The sequence below is a fragment of the Dolichospermum sp. LEGE 00240 genome (assembly GCF_015207875.1).
GTDB classification, from domain to species: Bacteria; Cyanobacteriota; Cyanobacteriia; order Cyanobacteriales; family Nostocaceae; genus Dolichospermum; species Dolichospermum gracile.
Genome location: NZ_JADEVZ010000038.1, coordinates 25,649 through 46,224, shown reverse-complemented (window position 1 = coordinate 46,224; position 20,576 = coordinate 25,649). Strand labels below are relative to the sequence as shown.

20 protein-coding genes are annotated in these 20,576 nt (G+C 36.2%); 8 read left to right on the top strand and 12 right to left on the bottom strand.

Features of this window, described 5'->3' with window-relative positions; all coding sequences use genetic code 11:
* Positions 1–30 precede the first annotated feature (30 nt).
* Both IQ226_RS14125 and IQ226_RS14120 read right to left on the bottom strand, forming a co-directional pair.
* Positions 31–822 carry a segregation/condensation protein A gene (locus tag IQ226_RS14125; RefSeq protein WP_193896317.1) on the bottom strand — a complete coding sequence of 264 codons (792 nt, stop codon included), beginning with the start codon at positions 820–822 and terminating at the stop codon, positions 31–33.
* 192 nt (positions 823–1,014) lie between these two features.
* Positions 1,015–2,109 carry an AI-2E family transporter gene (locus IQ226_RS14120; protein WP_193896315.1) on the bottom strand — a complete coding sequence of 365 codons (1,095 nt, stop codon included), beginning with the start codon at positions 2,107–2,109 and terminating at the stop codon, positions 1,015–1,017.
* A gap of 387 nt (positions 2,110–2,496) precedes the next feature.
* On the opposite strand from IQ226_RS14120, the gene IQ226_RS14115 reads away from it, so the two are divergent.
* Both IQ226_RS14115 and pdxH read left to right on the top strand, forming a co-directional pair.
* Entirely contained in the window at positions 2,497–5,841 is a 3,345-nt protein-coding gene (locus tag IQ226_RS14115; RefSeq protein WP_193896313.1) for a type ISP restriction/modification enzyme, read from the top strand.
* Between the two features lie 472 nt (positions 5,842–6,313).
* Entirely contained in the window at positions 6,314–6,958 is a 645-nt protein-coding gene (gene pdxH / locus IQ226_RS14110; protein WP_193896311.1) for a pyridoxamine 5'-phosphate oxidase, read from the top strand.
* Between the two features lie 273 nt (positions 6,959–7,231).
* On the opposite strand, the gene IQ226_RS14105 is transcribed toward pdxH, so the two are convergent.
* The 8 genes from IQ226_RS14105 to IQ226_RS14070 form a co-directional block, all read right to left on the bottom strand.
* Positions 7,232–8,692: an S-layer homology domain-containing protein gene (locus IQ226_RS14105; protein ID WP_193896309.1), complete on the bottom strand. Its 1,461-nt coding sequence runs from the start codon at positions 8,690–8,692 to the stop codon at positions 7,232–7,234.
* 212 nt (positions 8,693–8,904) lie between these two features.
* Complete coding sequence (locus tag IQ226_RS14100; protein ID WP_193896306.1) at positions 8,905–9,327, bottom strand: type II toxin-antitoxin system HigA family antitoxin; 423 nt, start codon at positions 9,325–9,327, stop codon at positions 8,905–8,907.
* A 69-nt stretch (positions 9,328–9,396) separates the two neighbouring features.
* Positions 9,397–9,528, bottom strand: coding sequence for a type II toxin-antitoxin system HigB family toxin (locus tag IQ226_RS25965; RefSeq protein ID WP_370567148.1), 132 nt, complete (start codon positions 9,526–9,528; stop codon positions 9,397–9,399).
* A 185-nt stretch (positions 9,529–9,713) separates the two neighbouring features.
* On the bottom strand, positions 9,714–10,133 hold the full coding sequence (locus tag IQ226_RS14090) for a type II toxin-antitoxin system VapC family toxin (RefSeq protein WP_193896304.1): 420 nt from the start codon (positions 10,131–10,133) through the stop codon (positions 9,714–9,716).
* Positions 10,134–10,137: 4 nt separating this feature from the next.
* Positions 10,138–10,413, bottom strand: coding sequence for a type II toxin-antitoxin system Phd/YefM family antitoxin (locus IQ226_RS14085; RefSeq protein ID WP_193896302.1), 276 nt, complete (start codon positions 10,411–10,413; stop codon positions 10,138–10,140).
* A gap of 116 nt (positions 10,414–10,529) precedes the next feature.
* Positions 10,530–11,507, bottom strand: coding sequence for a porphobilinogen synthase (hemB, locus tag IQ226_RS14080; RefSeq protein ID WP_193896300.1), 978 nt, complete (start codon positions 11,505–11,507; stop codon positions 10,530–10,532).
* A gap of 518 nt (positions 11,508–12,025) precedes the next feature.
* The gene (locus IQ226_RS14075) at positions 12,026–12,385 is read right to left on the bottom strand and encodes a DUF4870 domain-containing protein (RefSeq protein ID WP_193896298.1); all 360 of its coding nucleotides are present in this window, start codon (positions 12,383–12,385) and stop codon (positions 12,026–12,028) included.
* A gap of 35 nt (positions 12,386–12,420) precedes the next feature.
* The gene (locus IQ226_RS14070) at positions 12,421–12,846 is read right to left on the bottom strand and encodes a Fur family transcriptional regulator (protein WP_193896296.1); all 426 of its coding nucleotides are present in this window, start codon (positions 12,844–12,846) and stop codon (positions 12,421–12,423) included.
* Positions 12,847–13,060: 214 nt separating this feature from the next.
* Between IQ226_RS14070 and IQ226_RS14065 the strand changes: the two genes are divergently transcribed.
* The 6 genes from IQ226_RS14065 to IQ226_RS14040 all read left to right on the top strand — a co-directional run bounded on the left by IQ226_RS14065 (position 13,061) and on the right by IQ226_RS14040 (position 17,728).
* Positions 13,061–13,633: a peroxiredoxin gene (locus IQ226_RS14065; protein WP_193896294.1), complete on the top strand. Its 573-nt coding sequence runs from the start codon at positions 13,061–13,063 to the stop codon at positions 13,631–13,633.
* Positions 13,634–13,884: 251 nt separating this feature from the next.
* Complete coding sequence (locus tag IQ226_RS14060) at positions 13,885–14,130, top strand: hypothetical protein (protein ID WP_193896292.1); 246 nt, start codon at positions 13,885–13,887, stop codon at positions 14,128–14,130.
* Positions 14,131–14,706: 576 nt separating this feature from the next.
* Complete coding sequence (locus IQ226_RS14055) at positions 14,707–14,967, top strand: hypothetical protein (protein ID WP_193896290.1); 261 nt, start codon at positions 14,707–14,709, stop codon at positions 14,965–14,967.
* A 198-nt stretch (positions 14,968–15,165) separates the two neighbouring features.
* Positions 15,166–15,375 (top strand): hypothetical protein, encoded by a 210-nt coding sequence (locus tag IQ226_RS14050; RefSeq protein WP_193896288.1) that lies wholly within the window; start codon positions 15,166–15,168, stop codon positions 15,373–15,375.
* Positions 15,376–15,469: 94 nt separating this feature from the next.
* Positions 15,470–16,633 (top strand): aminoglycoside phosphotransferase family protein, encoded by a 1,164-nt coding sequence (locus IQ226_RS14045; protein WP_193896286.1) that lies wholly within the window; start codon positions 15,470–15,472, stop codon positions 16,631–16,633.
* Between the two features lie 15 nt (positions 16,634–16,648).
* Entirely contained in the window at positions 16,649–17,728 is a 1,080-nt protein-coding gene (locus tag IQ226_RS14040; protein ID WP_193896284.1) for a T3SS effector HopA1 family protein, read from the top strand.
* 56 nt (positions 17,729–17,784) lie between these two features.
* Here IQ226_RS14040 and IQ226_RS14035 read toward each other — a convergent pair whose 3' ends face one another.
* Positions 17,785–18,573 carry a peptidylprolyl isomerase gene (locus IQ226_RS14035; RefSeq protein ID WP_193896282.1) on the bottom strand — a complete coding sequence of 263 codons (789 nt, stop codon included), beginning with the start codon at positions 18,571–18,573 and terminating at the stop codon, positions 17,785–17,787.
* Positions 18,574–18,891: 318 nt separating this feature from the next.
* Positions 18,892–20,478, bottom strand: coding sequence for a glucose-6-phosphate isomerase (locus IQ226_RS14030; RefSeq protein ID WP_193896280.1), 1,587 nt, complete (start codon positions 20,476–20,478; stop codon positions 18,892–18,894).
* Positions 20,479–20,576 lie beyond the last annotated feature (98 nt).

Below are 20,576 nucleotides of genomic sequence, written 5' to 3'. Positions count from 1 at the left end.
CCCCTGCCCCCTGCCCCCTGCTCCCTGCCTTTAAGTAAGTAGGCGGATTTGAATTTCTTGGTAAAATTCTTGTTGAAATAGTTCTACCTTAGATTGAGCCGATAGCAGTAATAACGCCCAAAAAACGCTAACTATGTCACCGTGTTCTGATTCATGATGAGAAGCTTTTTTCTCTAGTTGTTTTGTCTTTATCCACAAATCTATCAGTTGTTCTAAATTCCAGCATTGTTCCTCTAAATTTTGCCCTTTAGCAGCATAATTTAATACTTGCTCTAGTTCTAGCGCGACTTCCGTTAGATTTTCCTGGTGTGCTAACTCTAGGGCTTCCCTCATAGTTTGCACACTAGGTTGACGTTTCAGTCGCTTAGGTTTATCTACTGTTTCTACCAGCTTTAGTTGGCTGGCCATAATTTGTAACTGGTCTATTAACTCTTGTAAAGTTACCCGCCGTTTTGGGGGTGGCATAGCTGCCGGACGACGGCGTAAGTGTTGCTCCAGTTGCAAACGATGGGCTGGATATAACAATCTATCCTCAATTTCTAATAGTGTATCATCTACAACTTCTTCTGAGTTATTATATACTGTAGACAACTGCATTAATGTATTAGCTTTAAATAATACAAGCATTGATGCTGATAAAAAAGCCTGTCCAGATTGAGACAAGTCACTTTCATAGCCTCTGATAGTTCTTGCTTCTGGAGCCATCAATTCTAAGTAATGGTCAATCACCTCAATAACTCGCACGTCCCAAGGGTCAATTTCCCCTTTTTCAGCTTGCTCAATGAGGTGTGTAATTGTTTCTAATAGTTCGACTGCATCCATTTAGTTCAAAATTTAGTATATGAGGAGTCAGGAGTCAGGAATCAGAAGTCAGAAGTCAGAAGTCAGAAGTATGGCTAACGCCACGCTGCGCTATCAGTAGTTCAGGAGTTCAGTAGTTCAGAAGAAAGAAGAAAAAAGAATTTTCTCAATGACAACTAACCACTGACAACTGATAACTGACCACTGACCAATTTATTTATCTTCTTCAAATTCTGAGCCGTAATTAGCCCGAAAACTAGAGACAAAATCACTGTGATCACTGCCTTTAATGGCATCGAAAGTGCCTTTGATAGTTCCGGCAATTGGTACAGCAACAAGTGTTCCTAATAATCCAGCAATTTCAAATCCCATTAAAATAGCGATAAAAATCCATAAAGGGTTAAGTCCAATAAAATTGCCCATCAATTTTGGTGCTAACAAATTGTCTTTAATTTGTTGCATGATAATTGCCATTGTAGCGACTGGAAAGGCTAACCACCAATTTTGGATTAATACCAACAATGTGACTAAACCAATGCCTAAAGTTGCACCAACAACGGGAATAAGCCCAGAAATACCGATAATAATAGCAAACAACAGGGCAAATGGAACTTTCAGAAATAAGAAAATCGGTGTCAGGGCTACGATCATAAATAGTCCTAGCAATAATTGGCTCAAAAAAAAGTTTTGGAAGTTTAACTGTAATGAGCGGCTAAAAGGAATACTAGTATTAGACGGGAGGATGTTAACTAAACCAAACCAAACCCGATCGCCATATATGAGCATATAAAAAGCGAGAACAATGACCAATACTACGTTCAGTATTCCTGATAACAGTGTGCCGGCAAATCCTACCGCCCCTGAAGCTATTTGCTGTACTAAATTCTGAATATTAGCATTTATTTGGTTTGTTACCAGCTTTAAATCTATAGATAATCGTCGCTGCTTTGCTAAACTTTCTAAGTGATCCAAATTAGCTTGACTAGTCGCTAACCAATCAGGAATCTTATTTAACAATTGAATGGTTTGGTCAATGACCATTGGTACGAGGGTAACACCCAAAACAATAAACAAAGTTAAGGTCAGCAGTAAAACAATAATTACTGCTTGAGTGCGGGTAATTCGCACTTTCTCAAGTAACTTCACCGGGTAATTCAATAGAAAAGCCAGAATTGCCGCAATGCTAAGAATAGTAATTGGATTTTGGAAAAAATGGAATAATACAGACAGTAGCCAGATATTGAGGGCGATAATTGGTCCACTGAGTCCATAAATTAACAGAGTTTGCAAAGAAGCAAAACGGCGCATCTGATTTAATGTATAAGTAAGGACTTCAGGGGTAAGAGAGGAATGATTGAGGATGGTGTTGCCATACTTTTGTCACTTCCTTTATCTATTGTGTAAATAATTCCTGATTTTGATCATATAGCAGGATGTAGGAGGGAAAGCCCACTTCTAAGATATAAGGTTGGGGTTGAAAATTGTGGTACAGCAGTGCAAGAATGAAGAAGTTTCCAGGAATTTTACCTTTATTTACACAGTTTGGTTTTATTTTATTAACCTAATTATCTATAATACATATAATTGTTAAGTTTAATATAGTTCTCTGTATCAATAAAATTAACCTAAAAAATATACACTAAGATAATTAGACACATGTATTCCTGCGTCAATCATTATTAGGGTTTTTGTAATATGTCTAGTAATCCTGAAATTCAATTTTTATCTCATCTTCAAGACTATGCAAAAGATTTAACTACTAAATTTTCACTTTCTTCTGTCTCCTTTGGTGCAGAAGATCAATTAAGATTACCAATTGAAAATTTGTTAAAATCAGCAGCAAATATTTTAAATTTATCTATTGTAGTAGTTACTGAAGTCCGAGAAAAGGTACTTTCAGGAAGGCCAGATATGGGAATAACAATTAATGGTCTTTTAATGGGACATATTGAACTAAAAGCACCAGGAAAAGGCGCAGATCCCAATAAGTTGAAAGGGGATGATAAACAACAATGGGAAAAGTTCAAAAGTCTCCCAAATTTGATTTATACAGATGGTAATAGTTGGGGAATTTATCGCACAGGTGAAAAAGTAGGAAAGATCATTAAATTTTCAGGAGATATTACTGCTAAGGGTGCATCAGCTATCACTGCTCAAAATGCTAATGATTTACTAATATTATTACGTGATTTCTTTAATTGGCAACCTATTGTTCCTTCTACACCTAAAGCTTTAGCAGAAATGCTTGCTCCTATTTGTCGCTTATTAAGAAAAGATGTTTTAACTGCTCTTGAAGATCCTGAATCTAATTTAAGTCAAGTTGCTAAAGATTGGCGACATTATTTATTTTCTGATGCAGATAATCAACAATTTGCAGATGCTTATGCTCAAACCTTAACCTATGCACTTTTATTAGCCAGATTTTCCGGTGCAGATGATTTATCTTTACCACAAGCTGTTAAAACTATTAGAACAGGTCATAATTTACTAGCTGATGCTTTAAAAATATTAGGTGATGAAGCAGCACGGGAACAAATAGAAGTTTCTGTAAATTTATTAGAAAGAATAATTGCAGCTATTGATATTACAGCACTAAATAAAGATGGTTCTCAAGATCCTTGGTTATATTTTTATGAGGATTTTCTGGCTAAATATGATCCGAAAATGCGAAAAGAAAGAGGTGTTTATTATACTCCCATTCCTGTGATTAAAACACAAGTAAGATTAATAGCTAAATTATTAGCAGAACATTTTGATGCTGAATTTTCTTTTGTAGATGATAAGGTTATTACTTTAGATCCTGCTTGTGGTACAGGAACTTATATTTTAACAGCTATTAAACATGGACTGGATCAAATTAGTAATTTACGAGGAAAAGGAATGAAAGTTTCTGCTGCTACAAATGCGGCAGCAAATATTCACGCTTTTGAAATTTTAGTAGGTCCTTATGCTGTTGCCCATTTACGTTTGACTCAACAAATTTTAAGTGAAGGGGGGACTTTACCAGAAAATGGAGTTCATGTATATTTAAGTGATACTTTAGAATCTCCCTATGCTAAATTAAGTGGTAATTTACCTTTAATTTATAAATCTTTAGGTGAAGAATATAAACGCGCTCAGAAGATTAAACAAAATACACCAGTGATGGTTTGTATAGGAAATCCACCTTATAACCGTCAAACAATTGATGAAGATGATTTAATGAATGAGAAAAGAAAAGGTGGATGGGTAAGATTTGGAGATGATGAACAAAAAATTGATGAAAATGAGCAATTGATCAGAAAACGTCCTATTTTAGAGGATTTTCTTGAACCATTAACAGCAATAGGTTATGGTGTTCATGCTAAAAATTTATATAATGACTATGTTTATTTTTGGCGTTGGGCGTTATGGAAAGTATTTGAAGCTAATGAAGAAAATAAAGCCGGAATTATCAGTTTTATTACTGCTTCTTCCTATTTGCGTGGACCCGGATTTGCGGGAATGCGAAAAGTGATGCGTCAAACATTTGATGAACTTTGGATTATTGATTTGGAAGGTGATAATTTAGGGGCAAGAAAAACCGAAAATGTATTTGCAATTCAAACTCCTGTGGCTATTGCTATTGGTGTTTGTTACAATCAGCCTCAACCTGAAATTCCTGCTAAGGTTCATTTTACCAGAATTGATGGTACAACTGAAGAAAAACTAGCAACTTTAGAAAATATCCATTCTTTTCAAGATTTAAAATGGCGAGAATGTTCTACAAATTGGACTGATTTATTTTTACCTGTAAGTTATAGCAATTATTGGCGATGGGCAAAGTTAACTGATTTATTTCCTTGGCAAGAAAACGGGATTCAATTTAAGCGAAAATGGACTATCGGTGAAAATAAGGAAGTTTTACAGGAACGTTGGCAAACTTTGATTAATGCTAGTAAATCCCCAGGAACACAGAAAAAGCTGTTTAAAGAAACAGATGCTAGAAAAATTAGTAAACAGTATCCTTCATTAGAAGATAGAGCAAATTTATTAGCTCCCATTGCTAATTTACTATCAAAAGATTTACCTGTAGAACCAATTCGTTATGCTTATCGAAGTTTTGATCGTCAATGGGCTTTATTAGATAATAGATTGTGCGATCGCCCCAGACCAAATTTACGACGTTCTCATAGTAATAAACAGGTTTATATGACAAGTTTATTAACTAATGTTTTAGGTAATGGTCAATCAGCAGTTGCTACTTCATTAATTCCTGATTTAGATCATTTTCGTGGTTCTTTTGGTGCTAAACATATTATTCCCCTTTGGAGAAATTATGAAGCTACTGAACCTAATATTACTACTGGATTCTTGGAAATTCTTAGTAATACTCTCAATTATAATATTTCCCCAGAGGACTTATTTGCTTACTGTTATGGAATACTTGCAACTCCCAAATATGTGAAAGAATTTTGGCATGAACTAGAAACACCTGGTCCAAGGATTCCCATTACAAAAGATAGGGATTTATTTATTAAAGTAGTAGAAATAGGACGCACTTTAGCTTGGTTACATACCTATTGTGAAAGGTTTGTTCCCAGTGGTAAAATTCCTATTGGTAGAGTTCGTTGTCAAATAGGAATACCCAATACAGTAAACGATTATCCTACAGAATTTTCTTATAATGTCGTTACACAAGAATTAAAAGTTGGTCTAGGTGTATTTGAAAATGTCCGTCCTGAAGTTTATAATTTTAGTGTTTCCGGTTTAGAAGTTGTCAAATCTTGGTTAGCTTATAGAATGAGAGACAGTGCTGGTAAAAAGTCTTCACCTTTAGATGATATTCGTCCTCAAACTTGGCAATTTGATCATGAATTACTTGATTTACTGTGGGTTTTAGATGCTACTGTAGATTTATATCCTGAGTTATCTTCTTTATTTGAGGAAGTGATTAACAGTGAATTATTTGCAGCTACGGAATTTCCACAACCAACAGAGTTAGAAAAATCTAATTCTTTAGAAGTTCAGAGTGAGTTACCACTTTTAAATTTGGAAGAAATAGATGAAGAAGATGACTAAAAAATAACAAAAATGCACGAGCGATAAACGATCGCTCTTTGTTGGTTAACGGTGGAATGAACGGGTTAACGAAACCTACCAAATGTATCGCATTATGAACTCAAATAAGTAAGTCGGTCGGAAAATTTATAACCATGTAACAAAATGTAAATTCAATCAATGCCTTATCAATAGATTATTTTACGGAGTTTACAAAACTCAACATATATCGTTTTTATCGTGCCGACTTACTTACTTAATTAAGTATAATATACATAATCATAAACAAAGAATGAAATAAAATGCAAGCCATTAGAGGATGTTTGAAAAGTATCATGATTAATCTAGATCCCCCCAACCCCCCTTACAAAGGGGGGCTAAATTCCTCAAAGTCCCCCTTTTCAAGGGGATTTAGGGGGATCTGCTGGTGTCAGATCCCACACGAAAAAGTTTTCAAACAACCTCTTAGATAAAGTTTGAGGAAATAACAAACATGGATACTAGCATAGCTGATCTTCGCAAGGACTACACATTACAAGATTTGAATGAGAAGGAAATTGATCCAAATCCATTTGTACAGTTTAAAATTTGGTTCAGTCAGTCCCTAGCAGCCCAGTTACCTGAACCTAATGCTATGACTTTGGCCACCTGTACATCCGATGGTCAGCCTTCAGCGAGAATGGTACTACTCAAAGATTTTGATGAACGGGGGTTTGTCTTATTTACTAATTACAATAGCCAAAAAGGACAAGAATTGACAGTAAACCCCCATGCTGCTTTGGTTTTTTGGTGGGCGGAGTTAGAACGCCAAGTCAGAATTGTGGGAACTGTGGAAAAAATTTCCGCCGCAGAATCTGATAGCTATTTTGAAATCCGTCCTGCATATAGTCGGTTGGGTGCTTGGGCTTCTAATCAAAGCGAAATAATTGCGAACAGAGAAATCTTAGAGTTACAGTTACAAGAATTTAAGCGCAAATATGAAAATCAGGAAGTTCCTCGTCCTCCCCATTGGGGTGGTTTTCGCGTGATTCCCCAAAAAATTGAGTTCTGGCAAGGAAGATCGAGTCGTTTGCATGACCGCCTGTTATATACTCGTGTAGATGATGGCGGCTGGAAAATCGAGCGGTTATCACCTTGATTTAATATTTGATGCCAGCATTCAGCTATCAGCAGTAATGGTAAAGATGTGTAAGGAACTTAAGTTCCTTGCTAATAGCGAAAGTTGTCTTTTGATGACTAAACACTAAGAGAATTTACTAGTACAACACGGCGTAAATAAATCAACCATTATCAATCGCCAAAAAGCTTGCTCAGTATTAGTTTTGACTTCCGCCTTGCGGTACTAGTCCGTTTTAACGGAATTTAGCTATGAGACAGGGAATTTATTCCCTGGCTGGCGGGTGCTTAATTTTCATTTTTCAGGTAAATCTGCCACTTCTCCAGCGCTCACCATTGCCCGATACAATAAAGCACAAACATCTGCTCTGGTGGCAACTTTTTTAGGATTTAGTAATTTTTTATTGGGATAATTAGTAATTACATTATTTTCTGTTAAAGCAGCAATAAAATTCCGATGTTCGGTTCTAATACTAGAAGCATCACTATAAACTGAAAGGATATTTGCTGTTGAACCTGTAAATTTATAATTCAATCCTTTGGCTAAAGTTATTAAAATATCTAGACGATTCAGCTTTTGTGTGGGGTTAAAGTTTTTGCTGTTGAGAATAGTAAAAAAGCCCATTTCGTAAGTTTCTCGAATGGCATCATAAGCCCAATATTGCTTAGGAACATCTTTAAAATTAATTGCTTCTCGAACTTTAGTTTTAATAAAAACTTTTTGTAATAATGCTGCTAATTCAGCACGAGTTACTGGTGCATTGGGACGGAAAGTACCATCTGGAAATCCACCAATTATTTCCATTGCTGCTAATTCAGAAATATATTCCCTCGCCCAATAGTTTTTGGAAATATCAGAAAATGAGACTTGAATACCTTTGGCTACACCTATTTGGCGATATTCACTTAATAATTTGCCAAGTTCAAAAGTGGAGTTAGCACTAATTGGAGTCAACTTGACCAAACTACCAGGATTAGCAGTTAAGGCTTTTGCTAAGGTAGAATCAAAGGCATTGATAGATTTACCCGCTACAGCAAAATCACCTTCACTAAAGGAAGTAGGATAAGCGCCAGTGGTGGCAACTTTAGCAAATCCAGCGGCTTGATATTGGACGATATTAATCTTTTCCGAACTATTCAAAAAAGTAACTTTTTGGTTATTAACTTCCGTGAAATAATCGTAGGCATTGGTATTATCAACAATGCTATCATTATTGACATCAAAACCATAAAAGGTGCGGACTACTTTGTTTTCTTTGGGATTAGCCGATAAAATCAAGTTAACCGCCGTATTTTCTGGCAAACAGACAAATTCACTGTAACCAATGAAGCGATTATTAGTATCGTATAAGCGGACAACGATGCGATCGCCTAATTTAAACCCTTTAACAAACTTAGCCTTTTGCTTAATCTTATATTTATAATCACCTAAAAACCTTTCTTGGCGATATTTATTCCCATATTTACTCTTAATAGAAATCCGAGCAATTACTTCTTTGATTGTCCCCCCAGGTTGCCATATATAAAGGGTAAAAGCTGATTTCTTCTCTGGTGAAAAACTCGTATTCACGGGAATATTAATTGCTTCACCGTCAGATTGACCCACTAAAAGTTGCGTTTGTGGAGAATTACCTAATTTTGATGCAACAGGGGAAGAAAGTCTTGATACTGCTAATGCAGAAAATATTGGCGATAATGCGACAACAGAAACGGCTGCAACAACCAGCTTACTCCAACTTAAGTTAATGGGATTCATAGTATTTTATCTCGCACCTGGCCAATGGACTAATGTTCTCTAGATCAAAAATTTCTGATGCTAGTGAACCGTACTGGTAACACAGGGCATTTTATATTACTTTTGTCAAAGAAGCAAAAAAGAGACAATTACCCATTATCAATATCAATGTGAATAAGCTGTTACACACGGCGGAATTTACAAAACAAATGTAATTATTAACACAGATTATTTTATAAATTTTGCGTAGGTAGCGGTAGAAAAACAGCAGGTGAAAGATGGAAAAACTCTGCTGAATCTTGGATATGACTTACAGTGAGTTGGCTTTTTTCTGTTAAGACATCTGACACCATAGATTCTGTCTTAAATACAGGAATCAAATCTTTTTGATGAAAGCCATATTCTTCCATAAGAGCTTTGAGCAGTTCTATTCCATAAATATCAGGAACAGGTTCTTTTGTTTGCTCGTATTCGTACACTAAAGTACCGAGTAAATCAAGATAGTCTTGCTCATCTGGTGTTAATGGAGTATTGTCTAACAGAGAATCAATTACATTTTGAGTAGCAAGCAGTTCCTCATCAGATTTGATAGGTCTAGGAGGGAAAGTTTGTAATAATTTAATGTAGCTTGGCGCTTTATCTGAGGTCTTAATCATAATTTTTACCTTAACACCCGTTACAGCCGGTGACGCTTTTATTAATAGCTCTGAGCCTTAGCTGAACTCTTAATCATCTTTACTATAGTCCGCGTGAGTCAGGAAATATTTTAAGTATACTTTCTTGCCAATGAAATCAATATAAGTAATTAGGCGATAGTCTGTACCACAAATATCAAAAATAATAAAATCACTAAAAATAAATTTTATATTTTCTTAATATTTTTCCCATCTTGCAACCAAAAGCCAAAAATCTCACGCCCAAACACAAAAACCCTCTCTGCGCCTCTGCGTGAGATAATATCCTAACTTACAACCACCGAGCCGCATCTTTGGCGTGGTGAGTCAAAATCAAATCAGTAGATGTGTTAACATTGAATTAGAGGCTAAAGGTCTAACCAGTTCTCAATTTTTAAGTTTTGAAAATTGGAGTAATCTGCAACATTATTTGTTACCAAAGTCAAATCATTTACCTGAGCAATTGCCGCAATTTGTCCATCTGCATAAGCTGGAGTTTTACCGAGTGCTGTTAGTCTTGCTCGCTCTTTCGCAAACCACTCAGCAGCGGCGATATCATAGGGAAGAATGGGAATTTTTTGTTTGATTTCCCTCTGTAAATAAACCTCAATTATCTGGCGTTTATTTGATTCAATTGGTAAGCGATAACAGCCAAATAAAAGTTCGTGTAATACAACAGTAGCCGTAGTAATATCACTAGAATATTGTTGTAGCATCCTGATAACAACTGGATTGGGGCGGGAGCGTAACGGTTCTGAGAGGATATTAGTATCTAAAAGAAAGAGCATAGTATTAAAATATTACCTCTCTTCCAGGTGATTTATCCCGCACCCCTGCAAAAATTTCATCGGGGTTAATTTCTGCTGACTCTACATTATATTCCTGACGAAATCGTTCTATAGATTCCCCAAAACTTGGTATTTTATTTAATAATTTTTCATATTCAGCGGTAGGAATAATCACCGCAATTTGTTTACCTGCTTGGGTAATTTCGATTTGTTCACCTTGTTCAACTTCCTGAATCATTTTGTTGAAGTTGACGGGAATTTGTTCAATTGAATATTGCATAAGACATAAAAATTATCCTGTACTTTATCCAAAATAACAAAAAATCTCACGCCCAAACACAAAGCCACTCAAAATCATCTTTGCGTCTTTGCGCCTTTGCGTGAGAGATTATCTGACTATAACCACCGAGCCGCATCCTTGGCGTGGTAAGTCAAAATCAAATCAGCACCAGCCCGTTTAAAGCCAGTCAAAGTTTCCATCACAACGCGCTGCTCATCAATCCAACCATTTAAAGCCGCAGCCTTCACCATTGCATATTCACCGGAAACATTGTAAGCTGCCACAGGTAAATTACTAGCTTCCTTAACGCGCCAGATAATATCCATATATGCCAAAGCTGGTTTAACCATCAGCATATCAGCGCCTTCAGCAATATCCAACTCAATTTCTTTCAGGGCTTCGCGGGCGTTACCGGGGTCCATTTGGTAAGTGCGTCTATCCCCAAATTGCGGTGTTGAGTCCGCCGCATCTCTAAATGGCCCATAATAAGCCGAAGCATATTTAGCAGCATAGGACATAATGGGGATATCTTCAAATCCCGCTTCATCCAAACCGGCACGAATTGCTTGCACAAAACCATCCATCATCCCCGAAGGTGCGATAATATCTGCACCGGCTTGAGCTTGGGAAACTGCGGTTTTCTTTAATAATTCTAAAGTTGGGTCATTTAAAACCCTTCCAGTTAAATCACCAACTTGTAAATAACCACAATGTCCATGACTTGTATATTCACATAAACAAGTATCAGCCATGACAATTAAATCAGGAACGGCATTTTTAACTGCGGTTGCTGCTTTTTGAACAATGCCACAATCATGCCATGCTCCGGTAGCATCTATATCTTTATCTGCCGGAATTCCAAATAAGATAATTGCCGGAATTCCTAAGTCATAAACCTCTTTAGCTTCTTCAACAATCTTATCTACTGAAAGTTGATAAACACCGGGCATAGATTTAACTTCCTTGGCAATACCTTCTCCTGGCACGGCAAACAATGGATAAATCAAATCGTTAGTAGTTAAAACTGTTTCACGAACCATACGGCGTAATTGGGTATGGCTACGCAGACGACGAGGGCGATGTATAGGAAACATAAATTTTGATCACTAATTTGACGGATTTAATGATTTCACGGAATGAAGGATTGTATTCGTAAATAAAGGAGTTTAAATTCCTTTTTGATCACTGATTTGACGGATTGAAGGATTTCACGGATTAAGAGTTGTCTTTGTAGGTAAAGCAGGTTGAATTCTTTTCCAAGTATTCGTAAATAAAGGAGGTTAAATTCCTGTTTAAATGCGAATAGTGTGCTGTAGATCAACTGTTTTTTGACTGAATGTAACAAAAAAGAATGCAATGGACACAGAATAAAGCGTCACAAAAGCAGGTTTCTAGCTTGCTCTATTCAGACAAACTACAAGCAGTGCTTTAACTGTCTTTTGCCCTACTGTTGATGAAGCTGTGGGGCAATTTTATATTTTACAACTTGATAGACATTTGCTTATAACAAATTTGCAAAAAACAATCTTAAAAAATCATGCAATTAATTTTGGTAAGTTGTTTAATCAAAAGTCTATGATTAATTAAATTACCATATTTTCCCAGATTTGATCTAAAGAACGCGAAAAATAAACGGATAACGACAAGGTTGATCAGGATTACTAAAAACACCAATTAGCGCCCAAATTGTCAATCCCCAGTGGAGGATATAACCTAAACCTGCGAGTGGAAAGAGGATGAATAATGGTATAATCAACCAACCAATCAGAAAAAACAATGTTCCTAGAATTGTTCCATATAACCAAACGTTAAAATGGAAATTGATAGATTCTTTGGCATTGTCTTTGACGACAGGATCATCTGATACAAATAGTATGGCTATGGGTAGACCAATGGAGACAATGGTGGTGCTAAAAAAAATTGCTCCATGACACAATGCTGATAATAATTTACGTTTATCGCTGTCGTACATTGTTTGCTCCTATGCAATTCTAGTTAATTATTATATCAAACATCAGCGCTGCAAGCATCGCATACTCCCTCAACTGTCACTTCATACCGTTCTACTTTCAACCCCTGTCGTAGTTGACTCAGATCAATATTCGGGAAAGTATTCCAGTTGATGTCTTCAATAGCACCACAGCAGTTACAACGAAAATGATGATGGGGGGCAATGTTAGCATCATAACGGGAGACACCTTGTTCTAATAGCACCTCTCGCACCAAACCCGCCTCACGCAGCGCCTGGAGTGCCGCATATACGGTGGCTTGAGAAGAAGTGGGTGCTTCTTGATTCAAATCTCTCAGAATTTGATCAACTGTCGGGTGATCTTCTCTTGCTAAGAGGTTGGCATAAACGCCAAATCTCTGAGGTGTAACTCGCAACCCTCTATTTTTAAGGGTTTTGATAATATCATTAGCTTTTTGCTGCATAGAATTTACTTAGCTATATAAAGATATAAACTCCTATTATAACTTTTCCTTTTTAGGAACTAAACTTTTTTACAAAACACATTATAAAATAAGTATTTATGACTATTGACTAATTCCTAAATCAGAATTATTCTGATTTACAAGATGAGCTACTAATGCCCTAAGCAAAAGCAGCAACACGAGTTAAAATCTTCCATCTAAAAAAGAGGTATTTATGACTGCTATTACTCACGTTCCAAATGTAGTATTCAAGACTCGTGTGCGGGATGAATCTATCGGTGGACCCAATCCTTACACTTGGAAAGACCTAACCACACAAGAAATTTTTGCCGGTAAGAAAGTAGTATTATTCGCCCTCCCCGGTGCTTTTACTCCTACCTGTTCTTCTACACATTTGCCTCGCTATGAAGAACTGTTTGAGGAATTCAAAGCGCAAGGTGTTGATCAAATCATTTGTTTGTCAGTTAATGACGCATTTGTAATGTTCCAATGGGGTAAACAACAAGGCGCTAAAAATGTTTTCTTGTTACCAGATGGTAGCGGAGAATTTAGCCGCAAAATGGGAATGTTAGTTGATAAATCTAACATCGGTTTTGGTATGCGTTCTTGGCGTTATGCAATGGTTGTGAATAACGGCGAAATTGAAAAAATGTTCATTGAACCTGGTTTTGAAGATAACTGTGGTAGTGACCCCTTTGAAGTATCTGATGCTGATACCGTTCTTGCTTACCTCAAAGGTGTAGAACGTCCTGCTGCGATCGCACCCCGTTTAGCTTTTGTTGGTTAATTACTAAAGCTAGAAAGAAATTTCCACCTTTTGACAGAGGTTAATAGTTTTTAATTTATCTAAGGCAAGGGAAGTTACTTTTAGGAAACTTCCTTTGCTTTTTTGTTTTCATAGACAAAATACTCTTATTTCCGTCTAATAAATTAGTTTCAAATCATTTATTTTGTCAGATACTATTCCAAAATATAAGAGCAGGATAAATTTTTAGCCTGATTCCATGCAAATGGAGTATTCAAGGAGGTGTATTAATAGTGAAAATCACAATTTCTGAATTAGAACTGAGGATTTCAGAACCGATTCTGGATGAACTGACACCTTGGGAAATGAAGACTCTTAAAGGTGGTTACACGATGAGAAAAGACAGAAGAAATCCGCCAATAACCACTAATACAACTGATCTTGCAACATTATTAAAGGAACTAGACAGTAGTATGGAACAGTGGAAAACCAGTCTCAAGGATACAACAGATAGTTTGAGAACCAAGTTTGATTTTTAATATCTGTTGTGGGAAAATTCAATATGTTACTGATTTTCGTGTGTTTTCAGATTTAGTAACCTGAAGATGCACGATTTCTTATTTGGTAGTAAAACGGGCGGTTAGAAACCGCGTCTACACAGGCAAAACCCACCTGCGTGGGTTTCAATCCTTGATTTTTCCTTAGTCCGCGCAGGCGGACTTTGTTTGTGTAGCCGTGAATTCCATTCGCCAGGGCTTAAGTTGACACTGCTAAACCCTTACGAAGCTTTTAATGAAACTAAATTAAGTCGTTTTCGGCTGTGGGAATAATTTATTGAGTAAGGTGCGTCAGATAAAGGAAATCTGTTTTTTATTAAATTATCGGGTCTGACGCACCCTACAGGAGATAAAATCTATATTTCATATTTAGAAACCTTGGTCAATTCGTCAGCTTTATAAAAGACCGAATTTAGATATTTGTGTCTTTTTTACTGGGTTCAAAGCCTTGATTTTTCTATTTTTCATGAATAAAAATAGTTGTAACGGTTAAGGAAACACAAACTTAACTGATGCACGAATTCTATTTACAAAAGACAAGTTTTCTTGGAGGAAATTATGGCAAGTATTACTCTTTCTCAATTAAATGTAACTGGTTCTGAATTATTCCAAGACTCTGAAAGCTATCTAAATGATTTGAATGATGCAGCTTCTGTATCAATAAACGGTGGTGGTAGTGATTTCAGCGGTTTTAGTGCTTATGGTGACTTTGGTGTTAAATATCTAGAATACTTGGTTGATGGATATGCGATCGCTAGTATTAAGTATATCGCTAAATCCTTCAGCAATGATTCCCACTTTGGTGGCTACGGCTACTAATTACTTGGCTTTGTAGTTAGTTGACTACAAAGCCATATACAACCGTCCAGGGTGAAAAAGTAACAACAAATCTATGTTATTGACATCAGATTGGTTACTAATAATCCTGGATAGTTAATAAAATTGGATCTGATATTCAAACTGGTGGGGTACATAAATATTGCAGACATAAAAATTTAACTTTTGTAGAGGGAAGAAATGGCTAATGTGACAATTTCTGATCTACATAATGCTCATGGAAAAAAGTTCATTATTAATCTAGATGATATGGATTCTATATCTATCTTTGGTGGTGAATATAATGATGTTCACCAAATACTTAATTATGGTGTGAAGGCGTTGGAATTTTTCCTGGCTATCTATGCTATAGATACTATCTCATTATTAACAAGGACATTTAAAAAATAAGTAATTTCCCATTTATTAAGTCAATCATTTACCTAAATCTATAAATTCGCTAAACAATAGGGATTTATTGCACATATTATTATCATTTGAAATCATGCCATTTCTCATAAGTTCTAGTAATGTTTTCAACTACCTGATTGAAAACAAAATTTGTCAGCCAGAAGAGCAGTCATTAAGTAAAATAGAACTTAAATCTGCTAAAAACTTTAATTTATTAATTAGTTTATCAGATGGTCATCAACTCTTAGTAAAACAAGAGCGTTATGATCGAAATGGCAAAACTTTAGGTGAATTTATAGATGAGTGGAAAGTTCATGATTTTTGCCAAAAATTTCCAGAAACAAGTCATTTACGAGCATCTTTATCAGAAGTAATTCATTTTGACTTAGAAAACTCTATTATCGTTTTCAATTATCTCAATAACTATCAAGATTTGGCGGAATTTTACGCCAAAAATCAGGATTTTTCTCCTGAGATTGCTCAATCAGTTGGTACGACGATTGCAGCCATTCATCATTTTACAATAAACCATAAAAGCTATGAAAATTTCTTGGGAAATTCTCTAAAATTTCAAAATATTACCAAAGGATTAGATAGAATTACACCACAAATATTTGGACAACTTCCCGCTGATGGTTTAAAGTTTTTTGCTCTCTATCAACGTTATGATAATTTAGGAAAAGCAATTGCACAATTAAATCAGGCTTTTACTCCCTGTTGTCTAACTCATAATGATCTAAAACTCAATAATATTCTTGTATCTTTGAACTGGGAAACAGAAATAGAAGATAAATTACCTGAAAATAAAAATATCATTCGACTAATTGATTGGGAAAGATGTAATTGGGGAGATCCTGCTAATGATTTAGGGACAATAATCGCTAGTTATCTACAAATTTGGTTGTATAGCATAGTCTCTAGTAAAACTATACCAATTGAGGAGTGTTTGCGTTTAGCTGCTATTCCCTTATCAATGATTCAACCTTCTTTATCTACATTAGTTACAGCTTATTTAACTACTTTTCCAGAAATTTTAGAACTGCGTCCAGATTTCTTACAATTAGTCATGCAATTTAGCGGTTTAGCTTTAATTAGAGCTATTCAAGCTAGACTTCAACATGAAAAAACTTTTGATAATTCAGGTATTTGTATTCTCCAAGTTGCTAAGAGTTTACTATGTCGTCCTCAAGCATCTATTCCGACAATTTTGGGAATGGAATTGTCAACAATAACTGCTAAAAATTTATCTCTTGTTTAGAGAAGGAAAGATTATATGCAAGTATTAGATTCTGTTTACAGTCAACTTTTTCAACTTCCAAAAGAATTACAAACTGCGCTAAAGAATATTGTTGATTATTTGGAAATTGAGTCATTTTATGCTATTAAGCATCCAACTTACAAATTATTAGAATTGCCAGAATCATTAATCGCTCGGTTTAAGAATTTATCCTTAGATATTCAAACAAAACATTTGAGTATCCAATTGCGTAATTTTCTTTATAGTGCTTATTACAATGGTTCTTGGGATAACTCCCCTAGTGCTGATACTCAAATAAATAATCTTAGTAATAATAGCTTATTTGGTATGGATTTGGCGTTTTATGAAAGACTACATACAAGTAATACAGGTGGAGGTTATTGGAGTCATAATTGGTTGGTAGTTGAAGAAGAAGATGATTGTTTAGCAGTACAGAAAAATGGTTTAACTTTGCATATTGAGCGGGATTTATATTTATCAGAACTAGATAAATCGGCTCATGTTGGTAATTCAGTGGCGATTAAAATGCCTAAAAATCTAGTCCAAAATGGGTTTTATATGGCAGTATCTAATCTAGGGACTCAAGGTAATCAAGATATTGTCAGAATCTACTTTAATGTATCCCCAGAAGGAGCAGTATCAGTGATGGAGAATGTGACTAAGGAATTCAATAATATGCAAGTTCCTTTCTCTTTTAAAGCTCTATATAATCCTGATCAATATAGACGTTATGATTCAGCAGTGCTGTATTTTAATAAACATGAATATAAAACTATTTACCCGATTTTACAAAAGATATATTTAGAAAATCAAGATAGTTTTTCTCAACAAGTACCGTTATTTACCAAGCAATTAGCACCGGGGTTAGGTTGTGCTGAAGAACCAACCAATAAACTGGCAGATAAAGAAAGTTTTGGGACTAATCGTTGTCAAATAATTGCTAATGGTTTAATTGCTGCTTGGCAAGTTGGGAATAATCATCCTAACAGTCGAATAACAGCTATTTTAGAACAATTTGCATTGCACAAAATTAATTTACAATATCCTTATCTTAATCCCGATTCAAAAGATATTTATACTACTTTAGATGGATGATACTCACTCAGATCTCCGACTTCTTAAAGAAGTCGGGGATCTAACTCTTTTCAATTTTAACTAGCTTCACTAAACATTTCTATGGGAGAAGGAGGAGAATTTATTTCATCTCCTAATGTGGCAACAATTTCTAATTTATTAATTTGCTCTTTTAACCAATTAGTAAATAAATCTCCGAGAATAGCTACGCGCATTTTTTCATTCAATTCGGGGGCAATAATTTCTTCAACTATAATGATATGGACTCCTTTGGGTGTAATCACTGGTTTAATAATTTCTGGGGGATTAGCTGCAAAAACTGCGGCAGCAATTTCTGGTCGAAAATCACTACGTTTGCGGATACCTTGATATCCTCCAGCGCGACGAATTTCGGGATTTTCGATATATTGACGAGCTACTTCTTGAAAACTAATTTCTCCTTCTTGGAGAGCATAAAATACTTCTAAAGCTAGGTCTTCATCATCTAATATTACTTCATAGGTAACTGCTCCGCTATAATCAAGTTGGTGAGCATAAAAGAATGGTTCAACTTTCTCGGCAAATAAATGATGAGCTAGTTTTGCTGACAGGAGATTGATGTTGGCGATTTCTTCAAAGTTATCTAAGGTAAGATAATGTTTTTGTAGCCATTCCCAGGTGTCTTCTGCTTTAATCAGGTTGTTAACTAATCGTAAACTATCTGCGGTTTGTTGTAATTCTGCTATTTCGATGGTAATGCCTTCCTTTTGGGCAGTTTCTGTAATAATTCTTCTGGAGGCGATCGCTTCTAGTAAACTAGGGATTTGACAGGATATTTTTAGATGATAAATAATATCTTCTGGGGATATTTTTACAATATTAGACATGATTTAATCTCCTTGATTTACTAATTTTATTAAAAATTATTTTGAAAAAATAATATTTCAAGAATAATTAACCGCAGATCAACGCAGATAAAGATGGATAAATTAATGGATTTAATAATTTTGTGCTGACTCCTGACTCCTGCTATGGCGTATCTATCATATTTACCTGATATGTTATTTTCTTATCTCTATCTAATGGTAGTTTTAATATTTTTGATAATTTATAGCCACAAAATTTGAAAATAAAAACCAAAAAACAAGATCCCCGATTTCTTTAAGAAGTCGGGGATCTAAATTGAAGTCGGAGATCTGAAATTTCTAACCGAGAGAAACAGTTAAGCTTCCAGGTTTAGCAAAATCACCAGTCAATACTATACCCCGATTATTGGTATGTAAATGACGGAGAATTTTGTAAATTGCTTCCACTTCTTCAACAGCACCGGACATCTCTGCCAGTTCAGAAATAGAAAGTGCTTTTTTCTGGGTTTGTAACACTTCTAAAACTCGTTTTTGTAAATCTAGAATCACAGCAGCAGCTTTTTTACCAGCTTCCACACCTGGTTGATGATAAGCATTGACATTTACTAAACTGGCATATAAACCCACAGCCCGTTCATACAATGCAATTAATGCGCCAACCATGCGAGCATTAACTTGAGGAATGCTGACTGTAATCGAATCGCGGTTATTCTCATACAATGCTTGCCGAGTTCCCAACAAGAAACCACAGAGATAATCTCCAGAAGTCACTCCAGGATCAACTTCTACGGATTTTCCTTGACGATCTTCTAAAACTTCAATTAAGGTGGCAAAGAAATTGGGGACACCTTCGCGCAACTGTTGCACATAAGCGTGTTGATCAGTTGAACCTTTGTTGCCATAAACTGCAATCCCTTGAAATACAGTTTTCCCATCTAAATCTTTTTCTTTACCCAAGGATTCCATGATGAGTTGTTGCAAATAGCGACTAAATAGCAACAGACTGTCTTTGTAGGGGAGGACCACCATATCTTTTTCACCTTTGCCATTTCCAGAGAAATACCAAGCAAGGGCTAATAAAGCGGCTGGGTTGTTTTTGAGATTGGGGACGCGGGTGGCATCATCCATTTCTTTTGCCCCGGACAGCATGGCACGGATATCTATGCCCTGTAATGCCGCAGGTACTAGCCCGACAGCGGACATTTCTGAGGTACGTCCACCAACCCAATCGTACATGGAAAACCGGGCTAACCAATTTTCAGCTTTGGCGACTTGATCCAGGTTGCTATCTTGTCCGGTAATCGCAACTGCATATTTAGCAAAGTCTAATTTTTGGGCTGTGTAGGCTTGTTTAACCTCAATCATGCCGTTGCGAGGTTCGGGTGTGCCTCCAGATTTGGAAATGACTAATACCAAGGTTGTGGCTAGTTTATCGCCAAGCTGGGCAAGCACCCGATCAATTCCGGTGGGGTCGGAATTGTCTATAAAGTGAATTTGTAGGGGTGGTAGGTCGGGAGATAGGGCTTGGGCGACAAATTGGGGACCCAAGGCTGAACCACCAATACCAATGGAAATGATATCTGTGAAGCGACATTCCTTGGGGGGATGAATTGCCCCGGTGTGTACCTGGTCGGCAAAAGCTTCGATTTGTTCTAAGGTTTGAACTATTTCTTGGGTGAGTTCGGGGGTGGGGGCTAGGTCTGGATTCCGCAACCAGTAATGTCCTACCATGCGGTTTTCGTCGGGATTGGCGATCGCCCCTTTTTCTAATTCCACCATATCCGCAAACGCTTTGTCAAATTTAGGTTTTAACGATGCCACAAACCCATCATCAAACCTCATTCGACTAATATCTAGATATAGTCCTAATCCTGGATGAAAATACAACCAGTCCTGGTATCGTTGCCAAAGTACCCTAGAATCCATAGGGAAATCTCAAATAAAGTGTTGGTCAAACACAAGTTTAATGTATGCTTTTGGCGATCCCTGCTTTGTCTTATACAGTTTTTAATAGAATAACGGAT